The following is a 25280-nucleotide window of genomic DNA, read 5'->3' as shown; positions in this document are numbered from 1 at the left end:
TCACCACCCTGCGGTTCCATTCACTCCGCGCTAGTCGGTGGGCTCCTCGCTCAGGCGGGTGGCGAAGGTGCGGAAATGTTCGGTGGGGTTCAGGTCGGTTTCGCCGTTTCGGTGGGTGGTGGTGGCGGCCAGGTCGAGGGTTCCGTTGTGCCACCAGTAGACCCAGGGGTTGAGGGGGTGGGGGTCTTCGGCGTGGCAGACACGGGCGAGTTGGGCGAGGACGGTTGCGGCGGCGGCCAGTTCGGGGCCGATGATCGGGTAGGCGTAGATGTGCTGTTCGGAGGGGAGGATCAGGACGGCGCCGTGGGGGCCGGTGACCGGGTGGTCGCCGAGCCAGCGGGCGTGGGCGGTCAGGTATTCGGGGCCGGACAGGATGGACATCGGGGGCAGGCCCTCGGCGAGCGGGACATCGAAGTCGCCGTGGCGGATTCGGACGCCGCCCGCGGCGCGGACATTGTGTTCGGCGAGGGTGAACAGGTCGAATTCGCCGATCGGCCAACTCCGCAGCATGTCGAACGTGACGGGGGTGACCGCGCCGGCGCGGTCGACCACGACCCGTTGGATCAGGCCCGGCGCGACCACCCGCCGCACCACCTCGGGCCCGGCGGCGGCGGTGGAATACAGCCGGGTCCGGAGCAGCGGCCGCACCGTCGCGAAATCGGTGTGGTCGAGCCGCAGCCGATCATGGTGTGCGACAGACATTTCGCTGCTCCCCGTTCCGTGACTCGGTGCCGCGGACGCGAGACACGTCCACCCGAGACCTCGATTGTGACCTACCGCGCCGACAAATCGGGGACCCGGTCAGGCGCCGGGGAAGTCCGGCGGCAGCGGCGACGGGTAGTCCAGCTTGAACTTCGGCCCCGGGGGCAGGCCGCGCAGGAGCGCGCTGATCCACGCCGTCGCCGGTAGCCAGCCCGCGACCGCGTTGGTGAGGTGCTCGGGCAGCGGCATGGTGTAGTAACGCAGATCCGCGCCCCGCCGCCAGTAGTCGTTCACCGTCGGCAGCACGATCGACGACGGAATCAGCTCGTCCCACACCCCGTTCCACCACAGCAGCGGGATATCCGGAATGTGCTTACCGAGGCTCTGACTGCGCAGCACCTCCTGGATCGCCGGATCGTTCAGACCCTGCGAGCCGGGCGCGTAGTACTCGCTGATCGGCCGATACATTCCGGTGAGCGCGGCCGAATAAACGCAGCGGCTGTTCAAATCCGCGATGATCTGCTGCCCTTCGGCATTCAGCAAACGGCGAGGATCGAACTCGACGGGGAATTCCCGGGCGAGTGCGGCCGCGCCGAGCCACATGGTGAAACTGCTGATCCCGGTGACGCCGGGCCGCGGCACCGTGGCGTAGTCGGCGATGGCGGCGAGATCCGGTGGCGCACCGCCGAATGCGGCGCCCGCTATACGCACGTCCGGCGCATAACTCTGGCGCAGCTCAGCCGCGCGGGCGGTCGCCGACCCGCCCCCGGAGAAGCCGTACATGGCGATCGCGGAATCGCGCAGCCCCAGCGCCGCGTCGTTCTTCATCGCGCGCAGGCTGTCGAGCACCATCCGGCCCTCGTCATAGGTGTTGAAGGTGTTGAACTTGCCGTCGAAATCGGGCACGTTGAACGCGAAGCCCTGTGCGATCCAAAACTGCGCCAGCGCAATCTCTTTGAACGTGCCGGTCTGCAGCGTGTGCGACGGATTGCAGGCCGAGTCGGTGGAGTCGATGGCCTCCTGGAACGACACCACCGGCCGCGGGCTGCCCACCCAGGGAATCCCCGGAACGATGACGGTGGTGGCGGTCGCGATCGGATTGCCGTGCACGTCGGTGGACCGGAACAGCAATTGCTTGCTGAACACCGGTACCGGAATACCCAGCAGCCGCGTCTGCACCTCGCGGGTGCGAATGATGTCGCCCGGTTGCAATTCCGCCAGATTCGGCGGATCGGCGTACCAGGAATCGTTGTCGGGCGCCGGAATCGGCAACGCGTCGTAGATATCCGGCTCGCGCGGCAACTGCGGCAGCTGATTCTGATCCGGCGGGAACGAGGGCGGGAAGCCGGGATCGGCGAATGCCGCCCCGCTCCCGCCGACCACGCTCGCCACCAGCGCACACGCCGCGGCCAGCGGCAGCACTCGACGACCCAGAGCTGTCCTCATCGACAACACACCCCATCCACCGTCCCGTATTCCGGAAGGTTGCTCGACCGCGGCCGATATAACCGCTGACTGCACCCTACGATCGCCGCTTCCGCGCCACTATCGGCAGAAATTCGACTTCGGCGAGACCCCTTTGTTCGAATGCACAACCTAGCTCGCGCGGGCGACGGCGCGGCGGCCGTAGCGGGCGCGCGCCTCGGCCGGCGTGATGGTCTCCGGCTCGGCCGGATGCTCCATTTTCAGGTGCTGTTCGAGGATCGCACCGGCCATGGGTGCGATCAGCGGGGCGCTCTTGATCAAGCCGTAGGACTTGAAAAGGGTTGCCGACCAGACGATTACGCGGGCGGGCAGCTTCACCGCGAGGTCCACGATGCCCGGCCGGTCGTAGCGGCCCAATCGGCGCATCCAGCGCGGCGTGATCGCGACCGAGGCCAGCGACAGCAGACGGCTGCCGAAGTAGTAGGTCCAGCCCGAGCCGTTGGCCCGCGAGGTCCACAGCAGATGATGCATGCCCTCCTCCGCTCGCTCGGAGGTGCACAGCCGCGGTCGCACCCGCTCGAAGTACTCCCGGAGCTCGGCGCGGGAACGGGGCACGTCCTCCGCCCGGCAGGTCTGTAGCTCGGCCGCGATCGCGCATTCCGCCCAGTAGCGCGCCTCTTCCTCCGGACTCAGTCCGGGCCCGAACTCCTCGTAGGCCTTCAACACCGAATGCCAGCCGGTGAGATGGATCCACAGCTGGGTCTCGGGGCTGTTCGCGCTGTAGCGCTGCCCGCTGATCGGCTCGGCGCCGGTCATCTTCGCGTGCACCTGCCGCAGATGCTCCGACGCCTGGATCGCGGTCCGGCCGTCGCCGACCGCCACGATCAGGAAGTAGGCGAAGGTGTTGTCGAGCCGGCTGCGCGGATCGGTGTAGATGCCGCGCGAGTCGGCGACCGCCGCGGTGAGGAACGGGTCGAAGTGCTCGAGCACCACCGCGCGCTGGAAACCGATCACCGCGGTCGGTGCGGTCCAGACCTTCCAACTCGGCGAGCCGGGCCCGAAGAACCCGTAGTCGTCCCGGCGAAGGGTGGTCGGATCGAAGCCCATGGCTCCTCCTTCGTGCGCTGACCCGCCCCGACGGCGAATACAACGCCACCGTAGCAATCGCGGCGATGGAATACAACGGCATCGTAATATTCGATTTCGCGACGGTTACCCTCACCGGCGGCCGAGCTGACACTATGGACCGCGTGGAGGTGAGACGGCAGTGACGAAACCGCGCCCGGCGACCGATCGACCGCGCCGCCGCTACGCGCCGCGCCTGCCTCCGGAGCAACGCCGCGAACAGGTGCTGGACGCCGCGTTGGCGGTGCTCGGCCGGGTCGAGTTGCACGAGCTGAGCATGGAGGCCGTCGCCCAGGCGGCGGGCGTGGGAAAACCCGTGCTGTACACGGTGTTCAAGACCCGCGCCGAATTGGTCACGGCGCTGCTGGAACGCGAACGCGAACGCGGTCTGGAACAAGTGGCCGACACGCTACCGGCGGACCTCGTCGGCGCGGACCCGGTGGTCGCCGCCTCGGCGGCGGTGGAGACGTTCGTCGGTGTGGTACTGGCGAATCCGACGCGCTGGCGCCTGATCCTGACCAGTCCGGGTAGCGCGCCCGACGAATACCGAGCGGCCCTGCGCAGTTCCCGGACCGGCATCTTCGACCAAGCCGAGGCGCTGGTGCGGATGGGCGCGGCCCTCGACTCGCGCTGGGCGGACGTGGATTCCGCGCTGCTGGTCAACGCGCTGCTCACCGTGGCCGAGATGCTCGGCCGCCTCGCGGTCTCCGACCCCGACGAATACCCCAGGCAGCGGCTGGAGGACTTCGTCCGGTCCATCGTCGGCCTGCTGCTGCGCCCCGAATCCTGAACCGCCGGCTCCTGGCGGGAATCGGCCGGTGAAACCGCTTGCCGGGCACGGCATAATCGGTTTGGTGCAGCCGCTGTCGACATCTCGCGTCACTCGTATCCGCTGGTCGACAGCCGTGCGGTGGTCGGGGACGAGGCGTGCGATGCCCGCGGCAGTTCGCAGATCTCGCTGACATGCGGTGCGTGCGCGCCGCGGTGGCGGTGATCGGTGTCTGCCTGCTGACGGCGCTGCTCGGCGGACCGGTGGCCCACGCCGATGGCGCTGCCGCCGGAGCCGATCTCGCCGTCGCGCAATCGCTGGGCGACCGGGAATTGACGGTGATCGTGCGGCGGGCGCAGCCGGTTCCCGGGCCCTTGCGCGTCGACGTCCTGACCCACACCGGTACTGCCCCAGGCACTCTCGCGCTCGGTGTCGTTCCCGTCGACCGCGCGGGGCCCGGCTCGTCCACCACCGTCGAACTGGGCGAGCGCGCCGGTCCCTATCCGGCGACGCTGCGCGTGGACCATGCGGGACCGTGGGAGCTGAGCGTCGGCGACGGCGTGCGCACCGCCCGGATTCCGTTCGTGGTGGCGGCGCAGGTCGTGACACCGTGGGAACGCGCGGCGTACGGCGGCTTCTTCACGGCGGGCGCGCTGCTGCTGGTCTCCGTCGGCACCGCACTGGTGTCCAAGCGGGGATGGATCACCCTGCTGCCGGCCGGTGCGACGGTGGCGGCGCTGACGGTGGGCATCACCGGCGCCGTCCTCTCCGCGAGCGCCCCGCCGCCACGGCCCACGGGCAGCCTGCTGGATCCGACCTCGGCCACCGTCGGCGATCCCTATCCCGAACGCGATCTGCCGATGACGACGAATTACTCACGGCCGCCGGTCAATCTGACCTCGAGCGTCCGGGGCGAAGCGGTCGCGGGGCGGCCCCTCGATCTCGTCTTGTCGCTGACCGACAGCGCCACCGGCCGTCCGGTCGACGATCTGCTGGTCGCCGACGACGCCCTGGTGCATCTCATGATCGTCGGCCCGGCCGAGCGGCTCTGGCACCGGCATCCGATCCGCACGGCGCCCGGTGTTTTCGAGGTCCGCATCGTGCTACCGGAATCCGGCGACTACGCCGTCGCCGCCGAACTCTCGCGCCGCGGCGGCGGAGTCCAATTGCTGCGGTCCGCGATTCGCGTCTCGGGCTCGGCCGCATCGCCATCGCGAAACCCGGCGCCCGCACCGTCCGAGGCACGAAACACCTTGACCGCAACCGATCTCAGCGCAGGCGTCCCCGGCACCCTCACCGCCCGATTCGGCGGACCCGCGGATCTCCAGCTCTGGCTGGGCATGCTCGGCCACCTCATCGCCGTGGGACCGCTGCCCGCGGACGTCCCCGCGGGCGCGGCCGCCGCCACCGCACCGATCTGGGCACACGCGCACGCCATGGCGCCGATGCTCGGCCCGGGCGCCCAGCCGCCGGACGAGACCGTCGCCGCCTACGGCCCCGATATCTCCTTCACCTACACCTTCCCCCTGCCCGGCCGATACCTGGTCTGGGCCCAGGCCGAACGCGGCTACTCCGTACTGACCGCCCCGGCCGTGGTCGACGTGAAAGCCGGTGCGCCGCAATGACAATCGACCATCCCCGCCGGAAGAGACGAGACATCCTCCTCGCCACGGCCGTATTCGCCGTGATCGCGGGCGTCGCCACCTGGCTACTGTGGCCCGGCGGCGAGGACGTGACGCAGCGTATCCCGGCGGGGCCCTACTCGATACGGCTGGCGAGCACGCTGCATCCGGGGGCCAACGCGGTCGAATTCGACATCACCGACCGGCAATCCACTCCCGCGCAACCGACCCGGGTGACCGTGGCCCCCGCCATGCCGCAGATGGGCCACGCCGTGCCGCCCGTCGCGGCCACGGCGACCGGACCGGGACGCTATCGCGCCGACCTGGACCTGCCGATGTCCGGACAGTGGGAGATCACCGTCGACCTGGCCGGCCCGGACGGTTCCGGCACGGCCACCTTCTCCGTCAGCGCCACCTGAAGTCATCCGAGTCGTCACGAGAGAAAACGGGAGCAGCCCAATGGATCTGACCGTCTCCGCAGCGGGGGTGAGCGCGCCGGTCGCCGCCCGCGGCACCGGCATCCGGCCCTGGCTGCCCGCGTCCGTGCTATTTTTCGCCACCATGACCTGGGCGGTCGGCGCCACCTGGGACATCCAGTGGCACGCCGACGTGGGCCCGGACACCTTCTTCACCCTGCCGCACCTGTTCATCTACGCCAGCGCCGCGATCGCCGGATTCACCGGTCTCGCGGTCATTCTCGCCACCACCGCGGCCGGACGCGGTGGGCGCCCGGTGGATTCGGCGCTCGGCGGGCCGGGCATCGGGGTCTTCGGCCGCACCTTCACCGCACCGCTCGGCTACCTCGTGACCTGTCTCGGCGCGGCGTCGTTCCTGCTGTACGGGCTGTGGGATCTGTGGTGGCATTCGCTCTACGGCTTCGACGCGGTGATCGACTCGCCGCCGCACATCGGACTGTTCCTGTCCAGCACGGTCACCTCGGTGGGCACGGTGATCGTGTTCGCCGCCGCCCGCGAGCACCGGTGGGGACGGCTCGGCACGCTCGCGAGCCTCGGGCATCTGGTGGTGTCCAGCGTGATCACCGCGCTGGCCGTGCAGCAGCTGTCCACCGGCACGGTGCGGTGGACCACGGCGGTCACCGCCTTCATCGTCGTGCTGCTGCTGACGACCGGCGCGGGCTTCGGCCGCTGGGGGGCGACCGGGGTGGCCGCCACCGCGGCGCTGGTGCAGGGCGTGTTCTGGTGGTTCGCGCCGTGGGCGGCCCAGGCCTACGCCGATTTCGTGGATCTGCCGCTGCGCGAGAACATTCGGATCATCCCCTCTACACCGTCACTGGTGCCGCTGTGCCTGCTGCCCGTGGGCGTCGGCATCGACCTGCTGCTGCGCAACGGACGGGCCGGGTGGCTTCCCAGCCTGGCCGGTGGGCTGGGCGGGCTGGTCATCGCGATCTGCGCGCCCTGGCAGACCGTCCTCATCCGCGACGCCCGGCTGCCCGCCGTAGCGGTCATCGTCGCCACCGCGATCGCCGGTGGCGCGCTCGGCGCCCTCGGCGGCTTCCTCGGCCGACGGTTCGGCGTCATGCTTCGGCTCGCCGCCGCGGAAGGAGACCGCGCGTGATCACCAGACTGCTGTCGGCCGCGGCCACCCTGCTGCTCGCCGTGGGCCTGGCCACCATTCCCGCCGGAAGCGCGGGCGCGTACGAACCGGTCGACATCGTGCACACCGAGCACGTCCAGGCCGGGCCGTACGCGATCACCGTCGGGTTCAGCACCTGGCCGCTGCGCGCGCTGCAATCGCTGGACTTCACCTTCATCCCCGACGGCGGCATCGAGGACAAGACCGGCACGCTCACCGGAATCAGGCCCGACGGCCACGCCTTTCGGCCCAACCCGCTGTCGCGGCATCCCCGCAAGCGCGATGTCTGGGGTCTGGACGTGCAATCCCTGGAGCAGGAGGGCAACTGGACCTTCCGCTTCGAGATCGACGGCCCGCAGGGGCACGGCGTCGGGGAACTGCGCGACCTGACCGTCCTCCGCCAGCCGGGCCCGCCCCTCGGTCTGAGCTGGGCGCTGAGCACCCTCCCCCTGCTCGGGCTGGTGTTCTTCCTGGCCTACGCCTGGCGTCGCACCCGCCGCCACGACCGCGAACCGGTGTCGGTGGCCTAGGGACGTCCGCGGGCGATGCGCGAAACTGAAGGGATGCCGACCGACGACGGCCGCCCCGGGCCACCCGCGACCAGCGCCTCCATTCTCGTGCTCACGCTGGCCAAGCGGGTCGAGAGCGAACTCGGCGCCGCGCTCGCGCCGCTGGACCTCACCATCGCCCGGCTCGGGCTGCTCGGCCACATCGCCGGGGTCCCCGGGGCCTCGTTCAGCGATCTCGCGCGCATGTCGGGCATCAGCGTGCAGAGCGTGCACACCGCGGTGAAAGGCCTGGTGAGCGCGGGCCTGGTGCGTGATCGCACGGCGCGCGCCGGATCGGCGTCGACGATCGAACTCACCGCCGCGGGCGCCCGGCTGCTGCGGTCGGCCGAGCGGGTCGTCACGGAGGTGGACGAGCGGTTGTTCGGCGCGCAGGCGGAGCCGAGACAACGGCGGGCAGGGCAGGCCATGGTCGCCGCGTTCTTCGAAAAGACGCCCGGCACAGGCTGATCAGCGGTCAGGCGGTGCGCTGCCGGACCGGTGCCCGCTCGGCGAAACGCTCGGCGAGGAACTGAAAAGCCTTGGGGGCGAAGGAGAACGCGCCGCCGATATGCTCCCGCGCCATGGTCACGAAGGTGACATCGACGCCGAGACCGCGCCAGTCCCGGTACAGCGCGGTCATCTGCTCGAACGGGATGACCTGTTCCTTGGTGCCACCGGCGATCAGCACCGGGGCCGCGGGCGGGATCGCGCCCAGCCGATTCTCCCGCAGCCGCGCCAGCACCTCGGGCACCTCCAGCGGGTGACGGCGCACGTACCGGGCCGAGCGCGTCGGCAGCACCAGGCTGCCCGCGATACCCAGCGCCGCGCCCGGCAGCACATGGGTGCGGCGCAGCACCGCGGCCAGCGCCCGCCCGGCCGGGTTCAGCAGGTCCAGCACGTCCAGTTCCGGATAGGCGGCGTCGATGCCGAGCAGAGCGTAGAACAGCAGGAACGCGTAGCGGCCGCCGTCATGATGCTCGAACATCCCCTCCAGATCGGCCGGCGCGGAGCCGACCGCGCCGCCGTCCAGCGTCAGTTCCGGTGCGTAGCCGGGCTGGAGTTGCAGCGCCCAGCCCGCGGCGCAGCCGCCCTCGGAGTAACCGAAGATCCCCAGCGGCCCATCGGATTCCAGGCCCGCCTCGTCCACTTGCCGTGCGGCGCGGATGCTGTCGAGCACTGCCGGCCCCAGCGCGCGTCCCATTACGTAGGGATGCGAGCCCGGATTACCCAGCCCCGGATAGTCGGAGATCGCGACCGCCCAGCCTCGCCGCAACGCCTGAGCCAGGAACAGCGACTCGTACTCCAGCCCGCACCGCAGCTGCCACGACGCCGCGGAGACATCGGCGAGACCCTGAGTGCCGACGGCGTATCCGATCAGCGGGCGCGGACCGTCGGGGTAGGGCGTCGACGGCACCAGCACGGTGCCGGTGACCTCGGCAGGTTCGCCCTGCGCGGTGGTGGTGAGATAGCGGATCCACCAGGCTCGGGCCGGAAGGCGAAGTCCCGGAACAAGATACGCGCGGATCGGCCGGGCCTCCAACAGCAGGCCGGGTCGGCCCTCGCCGACCGTCGCGATCGGTCCCGTCACGGCATGTGCGGTCACCATTGACCCGCCTTTCGACTCCGGGTAGCCGACTACGCCGATCTGACCCATTCACGATCATGATGGCACAGTGCCAACAAGAAGACGAGACACCGACCGGCATACCGTCTCGCACGATGCGATCACGGACGGGCAAACGGCCGCGAGAATGCGCCACAATCAACAACATTCGCGGTGATGAATTCGCCATTACCCAATTCACGCATCCACGAAACCCCCGAGCGCCAAATTTTTCCGCCGAATATTCCCGCTCGCGATTCGGAGGCGGTACCCGCTGCGCCGCCAACTCGAACGCTGTACGGTTGCTCGAGCCAGTAATGGGGGCTATAGCAAGCCTGCGCCCATACTCTGTGAAAGGACTCGGATCTGATGTCGATAGACACCGACCGCATATCCGACGGATCAGATGACAGTGCCGGGAAACCGATTCGCGAGCGACGTCCCGAACGCGGCTTGGATCGGGTGGTTTTCGGCATCACCGCACTCGGCTCGTTGGCCTTCGTCGCCTGGGGCATCCTCGATCAGGCGAGCCTCGGGTCCGCCGCGTCGGATGCGCAGTCGTGGGTCATCACCAATACCGGTTGGCTGTTCGTCCTGATCGCGTCGGCCTTCGTTGTATACGTCATCTGGCTCGCGGCCAGTCGGTACGGGAAGATCCCGCTCGGCGACGACGACGAGCAGCCGGAGTTCAAGACCGTGTCCTGGATCGCGATGATGTTCAGCGCGGGCATGGGCATCGGCCTGATGTTCTGGGGTGTCGCCGAACCTCTGACCCACTTCGTGAAACCGCCACCGGGGACGGCCCAGGCCGAATCCGACGCCGCGGCCGAGGTGGCGATGGCGCAGACGCTGTTCCACTGGACGCTGCACCCGTGGGCCATCTACGCCGTCGCGGGCCTGGCCATCGCGTACGGCACCTTCCGCAAGGGCCGGTCGCAGCTGATCTCCTCGGTGTTCCGCCCGATTCTCGGCCGGCATGCCAAGGGCCCGGCCGGCCGCATCATCGACATGATGGCGATCTTCGCGACGCTGTTCGGGTCGGCCGCCTCACTCGGTCTGGGCGCCTTGCAGATCGGCGCCGGCATGGAGTTCAACGGCTGGGTCGATTCCATCGGCAAGGTCGGGCTCGTCCTCATCATCACCGTCCTGACCATCGCGTTCATCGCGTCGGCGGTGTCGGGCATCGACCGCGGCATCCAGTGGCTGTCGAACATCAACATGGTGCTGGCGCTGATCATCGCGCTGTTCGTGTTCGTGCTCGGCCCGACGCTGTTCATGCTCAATCTGCTGCCGACCACGTTCGGCGACTACATCGCCCGGCTGCCGGAGATGGCCTCGCGCACCGCGGCCAGCGGCGGCGACCCCGAGAAGGCGTGGCTGTCGACCTGGACGATCTTCTACTGGGCGTGGTGGATCTCCTGGACGCCGTTCGTCGGCATGTTCATCGCCCGCATCAGCCGCGGACGCACCATCCGGCAGTTCGTGACCGGCGTGCTGCTGGTGCCCAGCCTGGTGAGCCTGGTGTGGTTCGTCATCTTCGGCGGCGCGGCCATCTTCCAGCAGCGCGAGACCCACGACCTGACCGAGCCGAACGGCTCGGTGGACTCGAACTTCGCGCTGTTCCACCTGCTCGACCACTATCCGATCGCCTCGGCGACCGCGGCCCTGGTGATGGTGCTGGTCGCGATCTTCTTCGTGTCCGGCGCCGACGCCGCCTCCATCGTGATGGGCACGCTGTCGGAACGCGGCAGCCTGGAACCGTCCAAGGTGACGGTGACGTTCTGGGGCGCCGCCACCGGCGCGGTCGCCGCGATCATGCTGGTCATCGCGGACGCCGAGAAATTGGACGGCGCGCTGAACGGGCTCCAGGCCTTGACGACGGTGGTCTCCTTGCCGTTCGCCGTCGTGATGGGCCTGATGTGTGTGGCGCTGTACAAGGACGTGCGCTCGGACCCCATCATCCTGCGCGAACAGCACGGCGCCCTGCTGATCGAGAACGCCGTGCTCAGCGGCACCGAACAGCACGATGCCGAGTTCGGCCTGGTCACCGAGCCGGTGGTGGTGACGCCGGTGACGGACGAGGATCCGCCGGAGACCGCGAAACCCGCCTAGGCGGGGCCGGGCGGGCCTACCGCTTGCGTCCGACGCCGCCCATGATGCAGTGGCGCGGCGGCGACAGCGGCTCCAGGCGGGGTCCGTCCGGCCACCACTCGTCGCAGAGCACCAGACCCGGCTCGATCATCTCGAGGTCACCGAAGAAGGCGCGGATCTCCCGCGGCGTGCGGAAACGTCCGCTGCCCAGCGGGCTGTGCACGAATTTGTCTTCCATCTGCTTGGCCAGTTCGCCGTGTTCGGGCGTCTCCGGGTTGCAGAAATGGGCAATGGCGACAAAGGAACCCGACGGCAGCGCGTCGATGTAGGTCTGCATCAGCGCGGCGCCGTCGTCCGCCAGATAGTGGTGCAGCGTGCCGATCTGGAACAGGGCCACGGGGCGGTCGAAATCCAGCTCGCTGCGGACCACTCGATTCCCGAGCACCTCGAGCGGGCGGAAGATGTCGGCGCCCACGATGCTGGTGTCCGGGTTGCCGTCCAGCAGCGCCCGCGCGTGCGTCAGCACCATCGGATCGTTGTCCACGTAGACCACGCGCGCCGTGGGCAGGACCCGCTGCACGGCCTGATGCGTGTTCTCCGCCGTGGGCAGGCCCGAACCCAGATCCAGGTACTGATCGATGCCCGCGTGACCGGACAGGAAGCGGCAGACCCGGATGAGGAAATCCCGGTTGGCCCAAGCCAAGTCGTTGACCTGCGGGGCCACCGTGCGGACCTGCGCGAGCACCTCGCGGTCCACCTCGAAATTGTCCTTGCCGTTGAGCGCCGCGTCGTAGACGCGGGCGGCACTGGCTCTGCTGGTATCGACACCGACCGGCACGACACTGGGGTAGGCGGAAGACTGGGACATCGCAAACTCCCCTGACGTGGTCGGTCCGGTCACCGACACCGAGTTTCTCGCATTTGCGCGTATTTCGGATCGGTACCGCACTTTTCGGGTGATGACCACTCGCGGATACACGAGCCGGAGCGGGCGAGTTACATGCTACGGCAGGTACCGTGGCCCGCATGTCGGAGACCTTCGTGCAGCGGGCGGAACGCATCGTGGACGCGGTGCTGCGGGCCGATCCGGCGACGGCCGCGTTCGCAGGTGACCACCGGGTCGACGACCTGCTGCCGGACTGGTCACCGGGCGCGGTGCGCGCGCAGACGGCGATGCTGCGGGACGCGTCGCACGCGCTGGCCGAGGTGGACGAGCTGGAATTGCCGCCCGAGGACCGCGTCGATCACGCGCTGCTGCACCAGGGCGTCGACAGCCGCCTGTTCGCGCTCACCGAATTGCGCGAACACGAATGGAATCCGTTGTCGCACAACCCGGGACCGCTGCTGCACGGATTGCTGGCGCGGCCGTTCGCCCCGGCGCCGGAGCGCCTGGAACTGCTCGCCGCCCGCCTGGCGGCGCTCCCCGACGCGCTCGCGACCGCACGCGGCATGCTGCGGGAATGCCCGCGCGTCCACGTCGAGACCGCGATCGGGCAGTTCGGCGGGGTCGCCACCCTGATCCGCGACCAGGTGCCGGAGCTGGTCGCGCAGGTGCCCGGCGCGGACCTCGGTGCGGAGACCGCGGCGGCGATCGCGGCACTGCGGGAATTCACCGCCTGGCTGGCCGAACAGCTCGATCGATCCACCCGCGACCCCCGCCTGGGCAGGCGGCTGTGGGAGGGAAAACTGTGGCACACCCTCGACACCGAACTGACCGCGGCCGAACTGCTCGACCGCGCCCGCCGCCACCTGGACCTGGTCTCCGACGAAATCCGCGATGCCGCAGGCGAATTGCTCGGCGTCGCCGCCCCGGACGACGACACCGTCCGCACCGCACTGGCCCGGTTGGCGGCCGAGCGCCCGGACAACGGCACCGTCGTCGACGTCGCGAAGGCCGCGCTGGCCGAGGCCGAATCCTTCGTCGCCGCACACGATCTGGCGACGACGGTCGACGACAGCCTGGTCGTGCAGGAGATGCCGGAATTCGCCCGGGGTGTGGCCGTCGCCTACTGCGATCCCGTCGGCCCGCTCGAAACGGGCGATCTGCCAACCTTTTTCGCGATCGCTCCGGCACCGCCCCACTGGCCGGCGGAGCGCGTGACGTCGTTCTACCGCGAATACAACAATCACATGCTGCGCAACCTCACCGTGCACGAGGCCGTGCCGGGACACTTCCTGCAACTGGCGCACGCCCGCCGCTTCCGTAGCGCCACCGCGGTGCGGGCGATGTGCGCCAGCGGCACCTTCGTCGAGGGTTGGGCCGTATACGCCGAGCGGCTGATGTCCGAACGCGGGTTCGGTGGTGTGCCGGTGCGGCTGCAGCGGTTGAAGTCGCTGCTGCGCACGACCATCAACGCCATCCTGGATCAGGGCGCGCACTGCGACGGCCTGGACGAGGCCGAGGCGATGGACTTGATGGTGCGCCGCGGCTTCCAGGAGGAGGGCGAGGCGGCGGGCAAGTGGCGGCGCGCCCGGCTGAGTTCCACGCAACTGTCGACCTACTTCGTCGGCTACACCGAGATGTCCGCCATCGCCGCCGCCCGGCCCGCCGCCGTCTCGGTGCGCGGCTGGCACGACGCCATGCTGGCGCACGGCTCGCCGGCGCCCCGCCATCTGCGGACGCTGCTCGGCATGACCGAGTCCTGATCGCAACCATGGACACGCCGGGCGTCTTGGCCGTCCGGATCGCTAACTAGTGGTTTGCTCATTTCGCATAACCGGCTTTTCGCCGAGTCGCAGGTTGACGCGAAAGGAGCGTGTTCGCGATGCCGAAGCCGAGATCACGCACCATGCGCTGGGTCGGACGGATCGCCGTTGCCGCGCTGCTGACCGGTGCGCTGACGGTGTGCGCCGCCGTTGCCGCAGCCGATGATGGAGTCTTCCTCTCGCCCCGCGCACCCGCCTGCGCGGCCGTCGGCGACCCGCACGCCCCCGTGCCGGCGGCCGAAGTGGCGGAAAGCCTCGCGGCCGCCGCCGCACGACCCGCCGACACGGCGGCCGGTGCACCCGGTCCGGACATCTGCGCCGGACGTACCCCGGCGGGGTCGTCGGTCACCGACCTGATCGGCATGGGCCTGGGCGTGGTGCTGCCGGCCTTCCGCCTCGCCCCGAAGACCATGGCCCGCTTCATCGTCCCGCCCCACCAGTTCCCGGCGTTCGACAACATCATCACGAGGGAAAGCGGCTGGAACACCTTCGCGATCAACCCGGAGTCGGGCGCGTACGGCCTGGGCCAGGCCCTGCCGGGACACAAGATGAGCACCCACGGCCCGGACTGGTGCTGCAATCCGGTCACCCAGATCCGCTGGACCTACGACTACATGAACCAGCGCTACGGCGGACCGGACGGCGCGTGGGCGTTCTGGCAGTCCCACGGCTGGTACTGAGCACTGCTACAGGTTCCAGGTAGGCTGACCCGGGCGCGCAAACTGTACCGATTGTCGTTTCTTCCATTCGGCTGCAACAATCGAGTGAGGGTTGCGGGCACTCTGGCTTCCGCTACTCGTGGAGATCCACAAGACCCCCGCGGGTGTCGGGCTACAGCGAAAGGCATCGGCATGTTCGTGCGTGTGTTCGCCCTGTCATTCATCGTCACAGTGGTATCGCTGGTGGCCGCGCTGATCTACGGCGGGCCGGAAGCGTTGCTCCTGGCGGCGATCCTCGGTGTCCTCGAGGTGTCGCTCTCCTTCGACAACGCCGTGGTCAACGCCAGTGTCCTGCAACGCCTCAGCGCGTTCTGGCAACGGATGTTCCTGACCGTGGGCGTGGTGATCGCGGTGTTCGGCATGCGATTGCTGTTCCCGCTGGTCATCGTCGCCATCACCGCCCACCTGGATCCGGTGAAGGCATTCGAGCTGGCCCTGAACCCGCCGCCGGACGGCGCGGCCTACTTCTCCGACGGCCGGCCGAGCTACGAGACGCTGCTCAACGAGGCCAATCCGAAGATCGCCGCGTTCGGCGGGATGTTCCTGCTGATGCTGTTCCTGGACTTCGTCACCAGCGCTCGCGAGATCACCTGGCTCACCTGGATCGAACGGCCGCTGGCGCGCCTGGGCCGGTTCCCGATGTTCTCGACCGTCGTGTCGCTGCTGGTGCTCGTCGCCATCGCGGGCTTCACCGCACCCGACGACCGGGCCGACGTCGTGATGGTCGCGGGCGCGCTCGGCATGGTGACCTACATCCTCGTCAACGGCCTGAGCGAGGCGCTGGACAACGAGCACGAGGAGGAGCTGGAACGCACCGGCCCGGGGCCGATCGTCGTCGCCACCGGCAAGGCGGCCTTCTTCGTCTTCCTCTACCTGGAGGTGCTGGACGCGTCGTTCTCCTTCGACGGCGTCATCGGCGCGTTCGCCATCACCGCCGACCCGATCATCATCGCCCTGGGGCTGGGGTTGATCGGCTCGATGTTCGTGCGCTCGATCACCGTGTACCTGGTGCGGCAAGGCACCCTGGCGGAGTACGTGCACCTGGAGCACGGCGCGCACTGGGCCATCGGCGCCCTCGCCGTCGTGCTGCTGTACTCCACCGGGCATCACCTCAACGAGGTGGTCACCGGCATGGTCGGCGTCACGATCATCGCGGCGGCGTTCGTCACCAGCGTCGTCTACAACCGCCGCCGCCGGGCGCCCGACGACGACTCGTCGACGGAGCCCAGCCTGACCACGGCTACCTCGTCCGCCCGATGACGCCCCGCAGGAACGCCGCCTGACCCGCGTGCTGTAGATCGTCGGAGACCACGCTCACCAGCCGCACGCCGAGAGTCACCGGCGGATCCCAGTTCGGGTCGACCACGCGGGCCAGATCCGCGTCGGTGAGGCCGCGGACGTATCGCAGCGTCTGCTCGTGGACGGCATCGTAGTAACCGGTCAGCAGGTCGGCCGGGGCCCGCACGCGGGCCACGTCGGCGGGGCTGTCGCCGTAGCCGGTGGCGCCCTTGCCGATCGGCAGCGCGAACCGGTCGTACCAGCCCTGCGCGGTCCATACCTGCTCGATCTCCGCGGCGTCGGCGACATGGTCGTCCTGGACCCGGGTCAGGTGCCAGATCAGCCAGGCGATGGTGTTCGCCGCGGGGTCGACCCGGTAGGTCAGGGCCCGCTCGTCCAAGCCGTCGGCCGCTTCGTGCACCACCTCGCGGATTCGCTCGTAGGCGTCGGCCAGCACGTCCGCACTCGTCATCGTCGAATCTCCGTTCCACGTTGAGTGATTCCCGGCATTCGCGACCGTACTCCGCGGCACCGACAAGGCGATGTCACACTCGCCGCCGCCGCGTCGTCATCCAGTCGAACCGGCCCGCCGGTGAACGAATCCGTGTGAGAAAGAAGGCAATTCGATGACCATCGCCTACTACATCGTCGCTGTCCTGGCCGCCCTGTGGATCGGCTTCTCGTCGTTCTCGCTGCTCACTCGGAAGCAGTTCGTCGTCGATCCGCTGATCGAGTACGGCGTGCCGCGGTCGTGGTGGAACTGGCTCGGCGTGGCCAAGGGCGCCGGCGCGCTGGGCCTGATCGTGGGCCTGTTCGTCCCGGCCGTCGGCATCGCCGCCGCGGTCGCCCTCATCCTCTACTTCATCGGCGCGGTCATCACCACCCTGCGCGCCCGCTCGTACAAAACCACCCCATTCCCCGTCCTGTACATGGTGCCCGCCGCGGCCGCCCTGGCCCTGCAACTCGCAGCCTGAGCGTCGGTATTGTCACAATGTGAAGTCCAGGGCGTTGACGTTGATTCGGGATGAGCTCGTCGATTACGACAAGGCGATGGAACGCATGGCCGGGATGGTGGAGGAGCGGCAGCGCGACGAGCGGCCGGACACGCTGTGGCTGCTCAGCCATCCGCAGGTCTACACCATCGGCCGGCGCACTCCGGTGGAGCATCTGCCCGATCCGGCGCGCCATATTCCGGTGGTCGAGACCAACCGCGGCGGTCAGCTCACCTACCACGGCCCCGGGCAGTTGGTCGGCTACCTGATCGTCCGGCTGCGGACCGACGAGGGCGTGGTCGACTACATCCGTGAGGTCGAGCACCGGCTCGTGGACGCGCTGGGCGCCTTGGGCGTCGCCGCCGAGCGCCGCGACACCCCGCCTGGAGCCGAACTGCTCACCGGCGTCTGGACGGTCGCGACGGGCCGGAAGATCGTCTCCATCGGCATGCGGCAGAGCCGCGGCGTCACCAGTCACGGCTTCGCGCTGAACGTGGACGGCGATCTGGCGCCCTGGCACTGGGCCGTCGCCTGTGGCCTGCCGGAGGTCGACATGACCTCCGTCGCCCGCGAAACCGGTGCGGCCACAATGGATCAGGTCCGTCCGGTGGTGGCCGCCGCCTTCGAGGCCGCCTGACTCCCGGTCAGGGCAGGTCGGCCGGTTCCTCGTAGCTCAGTCGCACATCGTGGGTGAGTTCGCCACCGTCGACCACCACGCGACTGGTCGCGGGTGGGTAGCCACGGGCCACCACCGTGTACTCGCCCTGCGGCAGATCGGTCACCACGTACTGGCCGTCGGTGTCGGTGCGCGCCGAGGCCACCGGATTGCCGCGGCCGTCGAGCACCAGGACCTGCGCGTCCGGCACGGCGTGCCCGTCGGCCCACGCCAGACCGGCCAGCGCACCGGTCGATCCGAGTTCGACGTCGTGACGCAGCAGCCCGCTGTCGGGCACGGTCAAAGTCGTTGCGGTGGGCCGCCTGTGGTCGGTGACAGCGACCAGCGTGTAGGCGCCCGGAACCACGCCGCGGCACACGTACCGGCCGTTGCCGTCGGTGACGGCCGACCCGACGACCTCGCCGCCCGCGTCGGTCAGCGTGACGGTCACCCCGGGCAGCGGTTCGCCGCGACCGGTCGCGCGGACCACTCCGGACACCTCCCCGGTGCCCAGCAACGTGATGTCCAGCGCCTGCGGCCACTCCCCCACGGTGACGTTGACCGCGGCCGGCTGGTACCCGGTGGCCGACACGATCAGCACGTATCCGCCCGCTCCCGGCGCCTCGATCCGGTAGCCACCGTCCGGCCCGCCGGTGGCGCGCGAAACCTGGTGCCCGCGTTGGTCGATCAGCGTCAGCGCGGCCGCGGCGATCGAGTGGCCGTCCTCGCGCTGGACCCGGCCGTCGAGCGAATGTCCTTCGCCCTCACCGTATTCGGCCGACAGCAGCACCGCCGTCGCGGTACCGGACGCCGAGAACGCCGCGCCGCCATCGGTTTCGGCGAGCACGCCGGGACCCACGACCGTTTCCGAAGGATCCTGCAGCGGAATCTCTTTCATGAACATCAGCACCACGCAGGCCAGTAGCGACACCGCCGCGCCCACATAGAACACCCCGGCGAGCGAATCGGTGAAGCCGGTGAGGATCGGCGCCTTCACCTCCGCGGGCAACGCGCCGATACCCGCTGTGTTGCTTTGCAATTCGGTGAGCGCGCCGGTGTCGAAGCCGGGCGGCAGCTGGCCGCCGAAGGCGTCCATGATCCGCCGCGGCAGCAGGTTGAACAGGATGGTCAGGAATACCGTGACGCCGAGCGTGCCGCCCATCTGCCGGAAGAACGTCGCCGCGGCCGTGGATACGCCCATGTCGGTCTTCGGACCGGCGGCCTGCGCGGCGATGATCAGGGTCTGCATACAGCCGCCCAGCCCGACGCCGATCACCGCGCTGTAGGCCAGCGGCTGCCACAGCGGGCTGTCGAATTTCACCTGCGCGAACAGCACCGCGCCGACGGCGATGACGAAGGTGCCCAGCACGGGCAGGATCTTGTACCGGCCGGTGGCCTTCGTGACCGCTCCGGCGACCGACGAGCCGACCATGATGCCCAGCACCAGCGGCAGCATCATCAACCCCGACCTGGTCGGCGAATACTCCCGCACCACCTGGAGATACAGCGGCACCATGGAGATCGCCCCGAACATGGCGATGCCGACGATGAACCCGCCGAGAATCGTGATCGAGAACGTCGAACTCCGGAACAGCCGCAACGGGATCAGCGCGGCATCCTTCATCAGGGCCTCGACGATCAGGAACAGCACCAGCCCCGCCGCGCCGAGCCCGTAGCACAGCAGCGCCCGATCCGACTGCCAGCCCCAGGCACGGCCCTGCTCGGCCACGAGCAGCAGCGGCACCACACAGATGGCCAGCGCGACCGCGCCGAACCAGTCGACACGATGACGCTGCCGCTCGTGCGGCACGTTGAGCACCTTCGCCACCACCAGCAGCGCGAGCACCCCGACCGGCACATTCACCAGGAACACCCAGCGCCAGCCCTCGAGACCCCACAGGTGGTCGTAATCGGAGAAGAATCCGCCCAGCACCGGACCCAGCACCGTCGAGGTACCGAACACCATCATGAAATAGCCCTGATAGCGCACCTGCTGACGCGGCGGCACGATATCGCCGATGATGGTGAACGCCAACGACATCAGGCCACCCGCACCGAGACCCTGGAACGCCCGGAACCCGGCGAGCTGATACATGGACGTGGCGAAGGTGCACGCCGCCGAGCCGATCACGAACAGGCCGATCGCGATCAGATAGAACGGCTTCCGGCCGTAGATGTCGGCCAGCTTGCCGTACAGCGGGGTGCTGATCGTGGCCGTGATCAGATACGCCGTCGTCGCCCACGCCTGCTGATCGAAACCGTGCAGGCTGTTGGCGATCCGCACGATCGCCACCGTCACGATGTTCTGATCCAGCGCCGCCAGGAACAATCCCAGCAGCAAGCCGGACATGATGGTGAGAATCTGCCGGTGCGACAGCGACGCGCCCGCATTGGTCATGTTCAAGCCCTGATTCGGTTCGGCCGATCGTGAATGAGTTTTCGCTACTGCCAGTCGATCCGGTGGAGCACGGCAAATATGGCGCTGCCGGTAACGGACCGCGCGCGGTGACTCGGCGACGGCCGCGGGGGAACCCCTTCTCCCACACCAGCAGACGTGTTTAGCCCGTAAAACGAGTTGCCCGCGCCAACTATACATAGCACCGCACCGGGCATCGCAAGCCGTTTGCCCGGTTACCGCCGCACCGCGGAACCGGTCAGAACAGCGTCATGGGCGCGGTGGGCGCGGGCTCCGGTAACGGTTCCAGATCCGGCACGCGCTCCCGGACCTCCGCGTGGAAGCGACGGGCCAGCATCATCAATTCGGCGTTGTCGGGGGTGTGGACGAAGACCGTCGGAGAGCGGCCCTCCCGCAGCCAGCCGGTGACGATTTCCAGCCAGGGGCGCCAGCCCGCGATGGTGGCGGCGCTGTCGTCACGGCCGTGGTAGCGCACGATCGGGTGGTCGGTGAGGGCGTGCGTGCGGCGCGGCAGGCGGGGTTTCTTCGACCACGCCTCGCGCTCACCGGGACTCGTCGGCCGGGCGGCGAACAAGGTGGTGGTGTCGAAGGGCAGCCATTCGGCCCCGGCGCGTTCGAGCACATGCTCGAGTTGCCGCGCGGATCGCTCCTCTTCGAAGAAGGCGCGGTGGCGCACCTCGACCGCGTAGCGGTACCGCTCGGGCAGCTCGCGCAGCAGCCCGGCCAGAGGGCCGAGTTCGCCGGGGCCGAAGGAGGCCGGTAGCTGCACCCAGAGCGCGTGGACGCGCGGCCCCAGTGGCTCTATCGCCGTGAGGAATTCGCGCAACGGGTCGTCGGCGCCGGACATTCGGCGTTCGTGGGTAACGGGTTTCGGCAACTTCGGAACGAAACGGAACTCCGGGTCGGTCTGCGCCGCCCACGATCGGACCGTGTTCGGCGCGGGCGTCGCGTAGAAGGTGGTGTTGCCCTCCACGGCGTTGCACCACTGCGCGTAGGACCGCAGCCGCTCCCGCGGATTCGGCTGCCGATCCGCCCAGGCCGAGTGCGTCCACTGCGCACAACCCACGTGAAGCCGCATGGCTTCGAGGTTAGTCGCGGCGACCGGGTGATCAGTCCCGGCCCTGCTGGAAGAACAGGACCTGGTCGCCGTAGTCGGCCAGCGGGCGGGACTGCCCGGCCTGCCGGATGCCACTGACCGGCAGGTGGGTCAGCTTGGCGAACATCGGGCTGTTGCCGAATGCCGAACGGACCTGGGTCTCGGAGGCGTAGTCGGCGCCGTAATCGGCGAGCGCCGCGAAATCCAATGGCGCGAGCGGTTCTTCGGTCGGCGGCTGCCCGGCGGGGCGGCCGAGCGCGGCGTACTGGGTGGCGACACCGTCTACGTACCAGCACAACTCGTAAGACATGTTCTCGGTGGTATTCACCGCGATCACGGGCCAGCGCTGCGAAAGCCGCTGCGCCAGCGGGTGTCTGCCGACCGGCGTGAGTTCCCAGTGCAGGCTCATCACCGAGATCCAGCTGCCGCCGGAGCGTTCGATGAGCACCACGTCGTCACCGAGGCGCTCGGCCAGGTTGAGTTCGGGATCGGGGATGTGCCAATGGGTTTCGTGCACGCCCTGGAACACCGCGCTGTCGGCCGGGAAGGCGCCGTCGGCCTCGTAGGCCGCGACCACCGCCGCGCGCACCTGCAGCAGCGCGTCGGGCGCGGCGCAGCGCACGCTCAGCGCGCCGAAGGAACTGCCGATCTCCACCGGCTTCGACGGCGGGTCGGCCAGCGCGCCGGCCGCCAGCGGTTTCAGACCGACCAGGCCGAGCTTCCAGTTGATCTCCTCGATCGTGGTCAGATCTCCGGAGGTCTGGTACAAGATCTGCTGCTGGGTCAGATAACCGGCCCGTTCCAGCGTCGGGCATTCCAGCTTGACCAGCGCGGCCCGGGTCTTGCTGGTGAAATCCACGTCTTCGATGCGGATTTCCCGCAAGCGGGTCGCCATCGCCTGGGTGGTCCACGCGGAGTAGCGCTCGCGATACATCGCCAGCGCCTGCTTGCGCGGCCGGCCGATCATCAAGGTGCGCAACAACATGTTCAGGCTGGCCAGGTAACGACCGGCGGAATCCGGTTCGGTGGCGAAGAGTCCGGCGCGAATGCGCACGGCCTCGGAGCTGGCGGCGACGGCGGACTCGGGATCCAAGCGGCACAGCCAGACGCCACACTTGGACAATCCGTCGGCGCACACTCCGGCCGCCATCGGATAGCGCTGGGCCACGTGGTGGTAGGCGTCGCAGGCCTGGCGGATGGTCGAGGTGGCCAGCTCGCGGTGCCCGATGGTGCGCGCGGCCTGCTCGAACAGTCGCAGCGCCTCCTGCACCTGCCCGGCGAACTGCGCGCTCACATGCCCGTTGGCCAGCCAGCGCAAGCGGATCAGCACGGCCTCCTGGGCCGGCTCCAGCGCGGCCGGTGCGCGATCGCGGCCCGCGCCCTGCTCCTTGGTGGCCAGGAAGGCCCGTGCCAGTTCGCACAGTGAGGTGGCCAAACGCAGCTCGGCCTCGGGTGATCGCTCGGCGGCGGCGGTCCGTCTGTCGTCGGATACCTGCTGCTCGATGGCGCTCAACTCCATCGCAACCTCAACTCCCGCATCACCTTCCACACACGGTCGTCGAGCGGCCGCATCTACCGTGGCGAGTCTGCCACAGATTGCCTTCGACCGGTGACCGGATGGGCGGACAGCGGGCGGACACCTGCCGCGCCGCGGCGGCACTCCCTCGCGACGCGTTTTCACAACGAGAATCCGTGTTAACTTAATGGAATATCTCTCGCGAATGATCGGAGTGGCTATGACCTCGGCTGTGATCGTCGACGTGGTCCGGACCCCGTCCGGCAAGGGCAAGGCCGGGGGCGGCTTGTCGCAGGTACACCCGGCGACGCTGCTGGCCGGCGTGCTGGGTGAGCTGGTGTCGCGCAACGACCTGGATCCGGCGCTGGTCGACGACGTGGTCACCGGCTGCGTCACACAGAGTGGCGAACAGGCGTTCAACATCGGCCGGACCGCGGTGCTGGCGGCCGGGTTCCCGGAGTCGGTTCCGGCCACCACGGTCGACCGGCAGTGCGGGTCCAGCCAGCAGGCCGCGCATTTCGCCGCCCAGGGCGTCATCGCCGGCGCCTACGACATCGCGATCGCCTGCGGCGTGGAGTCGATGAGCCGGGTGCCGATGTTCTCCAACGCGCAGGGCGCCGACGCCAACCGCGGCCCGATCGCCCACCGATACCGATACGGTCTTGTGCAACAGGGCATTTCGGCGGAGCTGATCGCGGCGCGCTGGAAGCTGGACCGGACCACGCTGGACGAATTCGCCGCCCGCTCCCACCGGCTGGCCGCCGAGACCGCGGCCTCCGGCGGCTTCGCGAGCGAACTCGTCGCGGCCGGCGAGCTGACCGCCGACGAGACCATCCGGCCCTCGACCACGGTCGAGAAGCTGGCCGGGCTGCGGCCCGCCTTTGCCGACGACGAGTACCAGGCGCGCTTCCCGGAGATCGAATGGTCCATCACGCCGGGCAATTCGTCGCCGCTGACCGACGGCGCCTCGGCGGCGCTGATCATGAGCGAGGAGAAGGCGAACCGGCTCGGGCTGCGCCCGCGGGCGCGGTTCCACTCCTTCGCGGTGACCGGCGACGATCCGCTGCTGATGCTCACCGCCGTCGTCCCCGCGACCCGAAAGGTGCTGGCGCGCGGCGGTGTGTCGATCGACGACATCGACGCCTACGAGGTGAACGAGGCGTTCGCCCCGGTGCCGCTGCTGTGGGCGCACGAACTCGGCGCGGACCCCGCCCGGCTGAACCCGCGCGGCGGCGCCATCGCGCTGGGTCATCCGCTGGGCGCGTCGGGCACCCGCATCCTCGCCACCCTCGTCAACCACCTCGAACACACCGGCGGCCGCTACGGCCTGATGACCATGTGCGAGGCCGGCGGGCTGGCCAACGCCACCGTCATCGAGCGCCTCTGAACCGCTCCGCCAGTCACGACAGACCCGACTATGTCGGAATAAAGCCAGCAAGCGACCTGGTTGCTGCTGACATGGCTATTACCGAACACCCTGGCTACGAGTGGAATTCCGTCGCGAACGCGCCCGCGCGCGAGCTGTTCCCCGGCATTCGGCTGCACCCGCTGTGGTCCGGGAGCAACGGCGCGAAGGCGTTCGTACTGCAGATGGACCCGGGCGCCTCCTGGTCGGGCATCGACGTGCACCAGCCCGGCCCCGAGGAGGTGTACGTGGTCGCGGGCACTTTCAACGACGGATTCCGCGACTACCCGGCGGGGTCGTTCATCCACGCCCCCGCCGGTTCGTCGCACGTGCCGCAGACGACCGAGGGCTGCACGCTGTTCCTCTTCTATCCCGAGGGCTGAGCTAGTCGCCGGCCGCCGGTGGGGCCGCGTCCGCCGTTCCGGCCAGCGCGGCGGCGAGTTCGTCGTACCGGCGGCCGGTGAGTTCGGCGAGATCGGTGTGCAGCGTGCCGAGGTGGTCGAGGGTTTCCCGGTCGAGTCCGCGCCGGATCTCCGGACGCCGCAGGAAATCCACGCCCGCCCGGACCCACCCGTCGAGCGTCCACCACGACAGCACGACCTCCACCGCGCCCATGTCGAGCAGTTCCTCCGGCAGCTCGCCGTCGGGATCCGGCAGTTCACCGCCCACCCGGTCCAGCCAGGCCCGCGCGAAACCCTTGGCGTAGCCGAGGTTCACGATCAGATGGGTGAGCACCGGCGGGCCGCAGACGGTCGCGTCGGCCCCGTTGTCCACGCACGCGCCGATCAGGACCGCGATATTCGCCTGCCCGCCCAGCGGCACGGCGTCGAGTACGGCCGCCAGCCGCGGACCGGCCACCGCCAACTCCTCCGGCGTCACGGTGTCCAGGGCCCGCGCCAGCGCCTCGTGGGCGGCCCTGGTCGCCCGGACGTCGTCGGCCCGCACCGTGCGTTCGAAATCGGTCAGCGCGGCCAGGAATGGGCTAGTCCCCGAGGTCATGAGGGGGCACGCTACCGCAC

Annotated in this window: 24 protein-coding genes; 14 read left to right on the top strand and 10 right to left on the bottom strand. The window is 69.3% G+C overall.

What is annotated here, in order from left to right:
• Positions 1 to 30: 30 nt before the first annotated feature.
• The 3 genes from ACFMRZ_RS29025 to ACFMRZ_RS29015 all read right to left on the bottom strand — a co-directional run bounded on the left by ACFMRZ_RS29025 (position 31) and on the right by ACFMRZ_RS29015 (position 3234).
• Positions 31 to 702 (bottom strand): hypothetical protein, encoded by a 672-nt coding sequence (locus ACFMRZ_RS29025; protein ID WP_280271000.1) that lies wholly within the window; start codon positions 700 to 702, stop codon positions 31 to 33.
• 99 nt (positions 703 to 801) lie between these two features.
• On the bottom strand, positions 802 to 2148 hold the full coding sequence (locus ACFMRZ_RS29020; protein ID WP_400181502.1) for a lipase family protein: 1347 nt from the start codon (positions 2146 to 2148) through the stop codon (positions 802 to 804).
• A gap of 150 nt (positions 2149 to 2298) precedes the next feature.
• Entirely contained in the window at positions 2299 to 3234 is a 936-nt protein-coding gene (locus ACFMRZ_RS29015) for an oxygenase MpaB family protein (protein WP_400181501.1), read from the bottom strand.
• A gap of 160 nt (positions 3235 to 3394) precedes the next feature.
• On the opposite strand from ACFMRZ_RS29015, the gene ACFMRZ_RS29010 reads away from it, so the two are divergent.
• From ACFMRZ_RS29010 to ACFMRZ_RS28985, 6 genes are all read left to right on the top strand, one after another.
• On the top strand, positions 3395 to 4042 hold the full coding sequence (locus ACFMRZ_RS29010) for a TetR/AcrR family transcriptional regulator (RefSeq protein WP_280270997.1): 648 nt from the start codon (positions 3395 to 3397) through the stop codon (positions 4040 to 4042).
• 173 nt (positions 4043 to 4215) lie between these two features.
• A complete protein-coding gene (locus ACFMRZ_RS29005; protein WP_400181500.1) occupies positions 4216 to 5646 on the top strand; it encodes a hypothetical protein in 1431 nt (476 codons plus the stop codon).
• The gene (locus ACFMRZ_RS29000; RefSeq protein WP_400181499.1) at positions 5643 to 6062 is read left to right on the top strand and encodes a FixH family protein; all 420 of its coding nucleotides are present in this window, start codon (positions 5643 to 5645) and stop codon (positions 6060 to 6062) included. The genes ACFMRZ_RS29005 and ACFMRZ_RS29000 overlap by 4 nt, the downstream gene beginning before the upstream one ends.
• A gap of 40 nt (positions 6063 to 6102) precedes the next feature.
• Positions 6103 to 7218 (top strand): hypothetical protein, encoded by a 1116-nt coding sequence (locus tag ACFMRZ_RS28995; protein WP_400181498.1) that lies wholly within the window; start codon positions 6103 to 6105, stop codon positions 7216 to 7218.
• Positions 7218 to 7766, top strand: a complete 549-nt coding sequence (locus tag ACFMRZ_RS28990) for a hypothetical protein (RefSeq protein ID WP_400182999.1) — start codon at positions 7218 to 7220, stop codon at positions 7764 to 7766. The genes ACFMRZ_RS28995 and ACFMRZ_RS28990 overlap by 1 nt, the downstream gene beginning before the upstream one ends.
• A gap of 33 nt (positions 7767 to 7799) precedes the next feature.
• On the top strand, positions 7800 to 8252 hold the full coding sequence (locus tag ACFMRZ_RS28985; protein ID WP_400181497.1) for a MarR family winged helix-turn-helix transcriptional regulator: 453 nt from the start codon (positions 7800 to 7802) through the stop codon (positions 8250 to 8252).
• A gap of 7 nt (positions 8253 to 8259) precedes the next feature.
• Here ACFMRZ_RS28985 and ACFMRZ_RS28980 read toward each other — a convergent pair whose 3' ends face one another.
• Positions 8260 to 9390 carry a lipase family protein gene (locus ACFMRZ_RS28980; protein ID WP_400181496.1) on the bottom strand — a complete coding sequence of 377 codons (1131 nt, stop codon included), beginning with the start codon at positions 9388 to 9390 and terminating at the stop codon, positions 8260 to 8262.
• Positions 9391 to 9756: 366 nt separating this feature from the next.
• Between ACFMRZ_RS28980 and ACFMRZ_RS28975 the strand changes: the two genes are divergently transcribed.
• Positions 9757 to 11499: a BCCT family transporter gene (locus ACFMRZ_RS28975; protein WP_400181495.1), complete on the top strand. Its 1743-nt coding sequence runs from the start codon at positions 9757 to 9759 to the stop codon at positions 11497 to 11499.
• 16 nt (positions 11500 to 11515) lie between these two features.
• Here ACFMRZ_RS28975 and ACFMRZ_RS28970 read toward each other — a convergent pair whose 3' ends face one another.
• Positions 11516 to 12346, bottom strand: a complete 831-nt coding sequence (locus ACFMRZ_RS28970) for an SAM-dependent methyltransferase (RefSeq protein WP_280270990.1) — start codon at positions 12344 to 12346, stop codon at positions 11516 to 11518.
• A gap of 158 nt (positions 12347 to 12504) precedes the next feature.
• Here ACFMRZ_RS28970 and ACFMRZ_RS28965 point away from each other — a divergent pair, with 158 nt between their 5' ends.
• The 3 genes from ACFMRZ_RS28965 (at position 12505) to ACFMRZ_RS28955 (ending at position 16163) form a co-directional block, all read left to right on the top strand.
• The gene (locus tag ACFMRZ_RS28965; protein ID WP_400181494.1) at positions 12505 to 14124 is read left to right on the top strand and encodes a DUF885 domain-containing protein; all 1620 of its coding nucleotides are present in this window, start codon (positions 12505 to 12507) and stop codon (positions 14122 to 14124) included.
• 119 nt (positions 14125 to 14243) lie between these two features.
• A complete protein-coding gene (locus tag ACFMRZ_RS28960; RefSeq protein WP_280270988.1) occupies positions 14244 to 14864 on the top strand; it encodes a transglycosylase SLT domain-containing protein in 621 nt (206 codons plus the stop codon).
• A 171-nt stretch (positions 14865 to 15035) separates the two neighbouring features.
• Positions 15036 to 16163 (top strand): DUF475 domain-containing protein, encoded by a 1128-nt coding sequence (locus tag ACFMRZ_RS28955; protein WP_280270987.1) that lies wholly within the window; start codon positions 15036 to 15038, stop codon positions 16161 to 16163.
• Here ACFMRZ_RS28955 and ACFMRZ_RS28950 read toward each other — a convergent pair.
• Positions 16144 to 16653: a DUF664 domain-containing protein gene (locus tag ACFMRZ_RS28950; protein ID WP_400181493.1), complete on the bottom strand. Its 510-nt coding sequence runs from the start codon at positions 16651 to 16653 to the stop codon at positions 16144 to 16146. The genes ACFMRZ_RS28955 and ACFMRZ_RS28950 overlap by 20 nt on opposite strands.
• 154 nt (positions 16654 to 16807) lie before the next feature.
• Here ACFMRZ_RS28950 and ACFMRZ_RS28945 point away from each other — a divergent pair, with 154 nt between their 5' ends.
• Both ACFMRZ_RS28945 and lipB read left to right on the top strand, forming a co-directional pair.
• Positions 16808 to 17155, top strand: a complete 348-nt coding sequence (locus ACFMRZ_RS28945) for a DoxX family protein (protein ID WP_280270985.1) — start codon at positions 16808 to 16810, stop codon at positions 17153 to 17155.
• A gap of 19 nt (positions 17156 to 17174) precedes the next feature.
• Positions 17175 to 17810: a lipoyl(octanoyl) transferase LipB gene (gene lipB, locus ACFMRZ_RS28940; protein ID WP_280371486.1), complete on the top strand. Its 636-nt coding sequence runs from the start codon at positions 17175 to 17177 to the stop codon at positions 17808 to 17810.
• 7 nt (positions 17811 to 17817) lie between these two features.
• Here lipB and ACFMRZ_RS28935 read toward each other — a convergent pair whose 3' ends face one another.
• The 3 genes from ACFMRZ_RS28935 to ACFMRZ_RS28925 form a co-directional block, all read right to left on the bottom strand.
• Positions 17818 to 20226, bottom strand: coding sequence for an MFS transporter (locus ACFMRZ_RS28935; RefSeq protein WP_400181492.1), 2409 nt, complete (start codon positions 20224 to 20226; stop codon positions 17818 to 17820).
• Positions 20227 to 20482: 256 nt separating this feature from the next.
• Entirely contained in the window at positions 20483 to 21322 is an 840-nt protein-coding gene (locus ACFMRZ_RS28930) for a DUF72 domain-containing protein (RefSeq protein ID WP_400181491.1), read from the bottom strand.
• A gap of 31 nt (positions 21323 to 21353) precedes the next feature.
• On the bottom strand, positions 21354 to 22859 hold the full coding sequence (locus ACFMRZ_RS28925) for a hypothetical protein (protein WP_400181490.1): 1506 nt from the start codon (positions 22857 to 22859) through the stop codon (positions 21354 to 21356).
• A 217-nt stretch (positions 22860 to 23076) separates the two neighbouring features.
• On the opposite strand from ACFMRZ_RS28925, the gene ACFMRZ_RS28920 reads away from it, so the two are divergent.
• Both ACFMRZ_RS28920 and ACFMRZ_RS28915 read left to right on the top strand, forming a co-directional pair.
• Positions 23077 to 24243, top strand: a complete 1167-nt coding sequence (locus ACFMRZ_RS28920) for a thiolase family protein (RefSeq protein WP_400181489.1) — start codon at positions 23077 to 23079, stop codon at positions 24241 to 24243.
• Between the two features lie 71 nt (positions 24244 to 24314).
• A complete protein-coding gene (locus ACFMRZ_RS28915) occupies positions 24315 to 24644 on the top strand; it encodes a cupin domain-containing protein (RefSeq protein ID WP_280270979.1) in 330 nt (109 codons plus the stop codon).
• Position 24645: 1 nt separating this feature from the next.
• Here ACFMRZ_RS28915 and ACFMRZ_RS28910 read toward each other — a convergent pair whose 3' ends face one another.
• On the bottom strand, positions 24646 to 25260 hold the full coding sequence (locus tag ACFMRZ_RS28910; protein ID WP_280270978.1) for a hypothetical protein: 615 nt from the start codon (positions 25258 to 25260) through the stop codon (positions 24646 to 24648).
• Positions 25261 to 25280 lie beyond the last annotated feature (20 nt).

Origin of the sequence: Nocardia sp. N2S4-5 (genome assembly GCF_044628355.1) — a bacterium.
Classification (GTDB): domain Bacteria; phylum Actinomycetota; class Actinomycetes; order Mycobacteriales; family Mycobacteriaceae; genus Nocardia; species Nocardia wallacei_B.
Note: the sequence above shows the minus strand (reverse complement) of the source record. Positions and strands in the feature narration are given on the sequence as shown.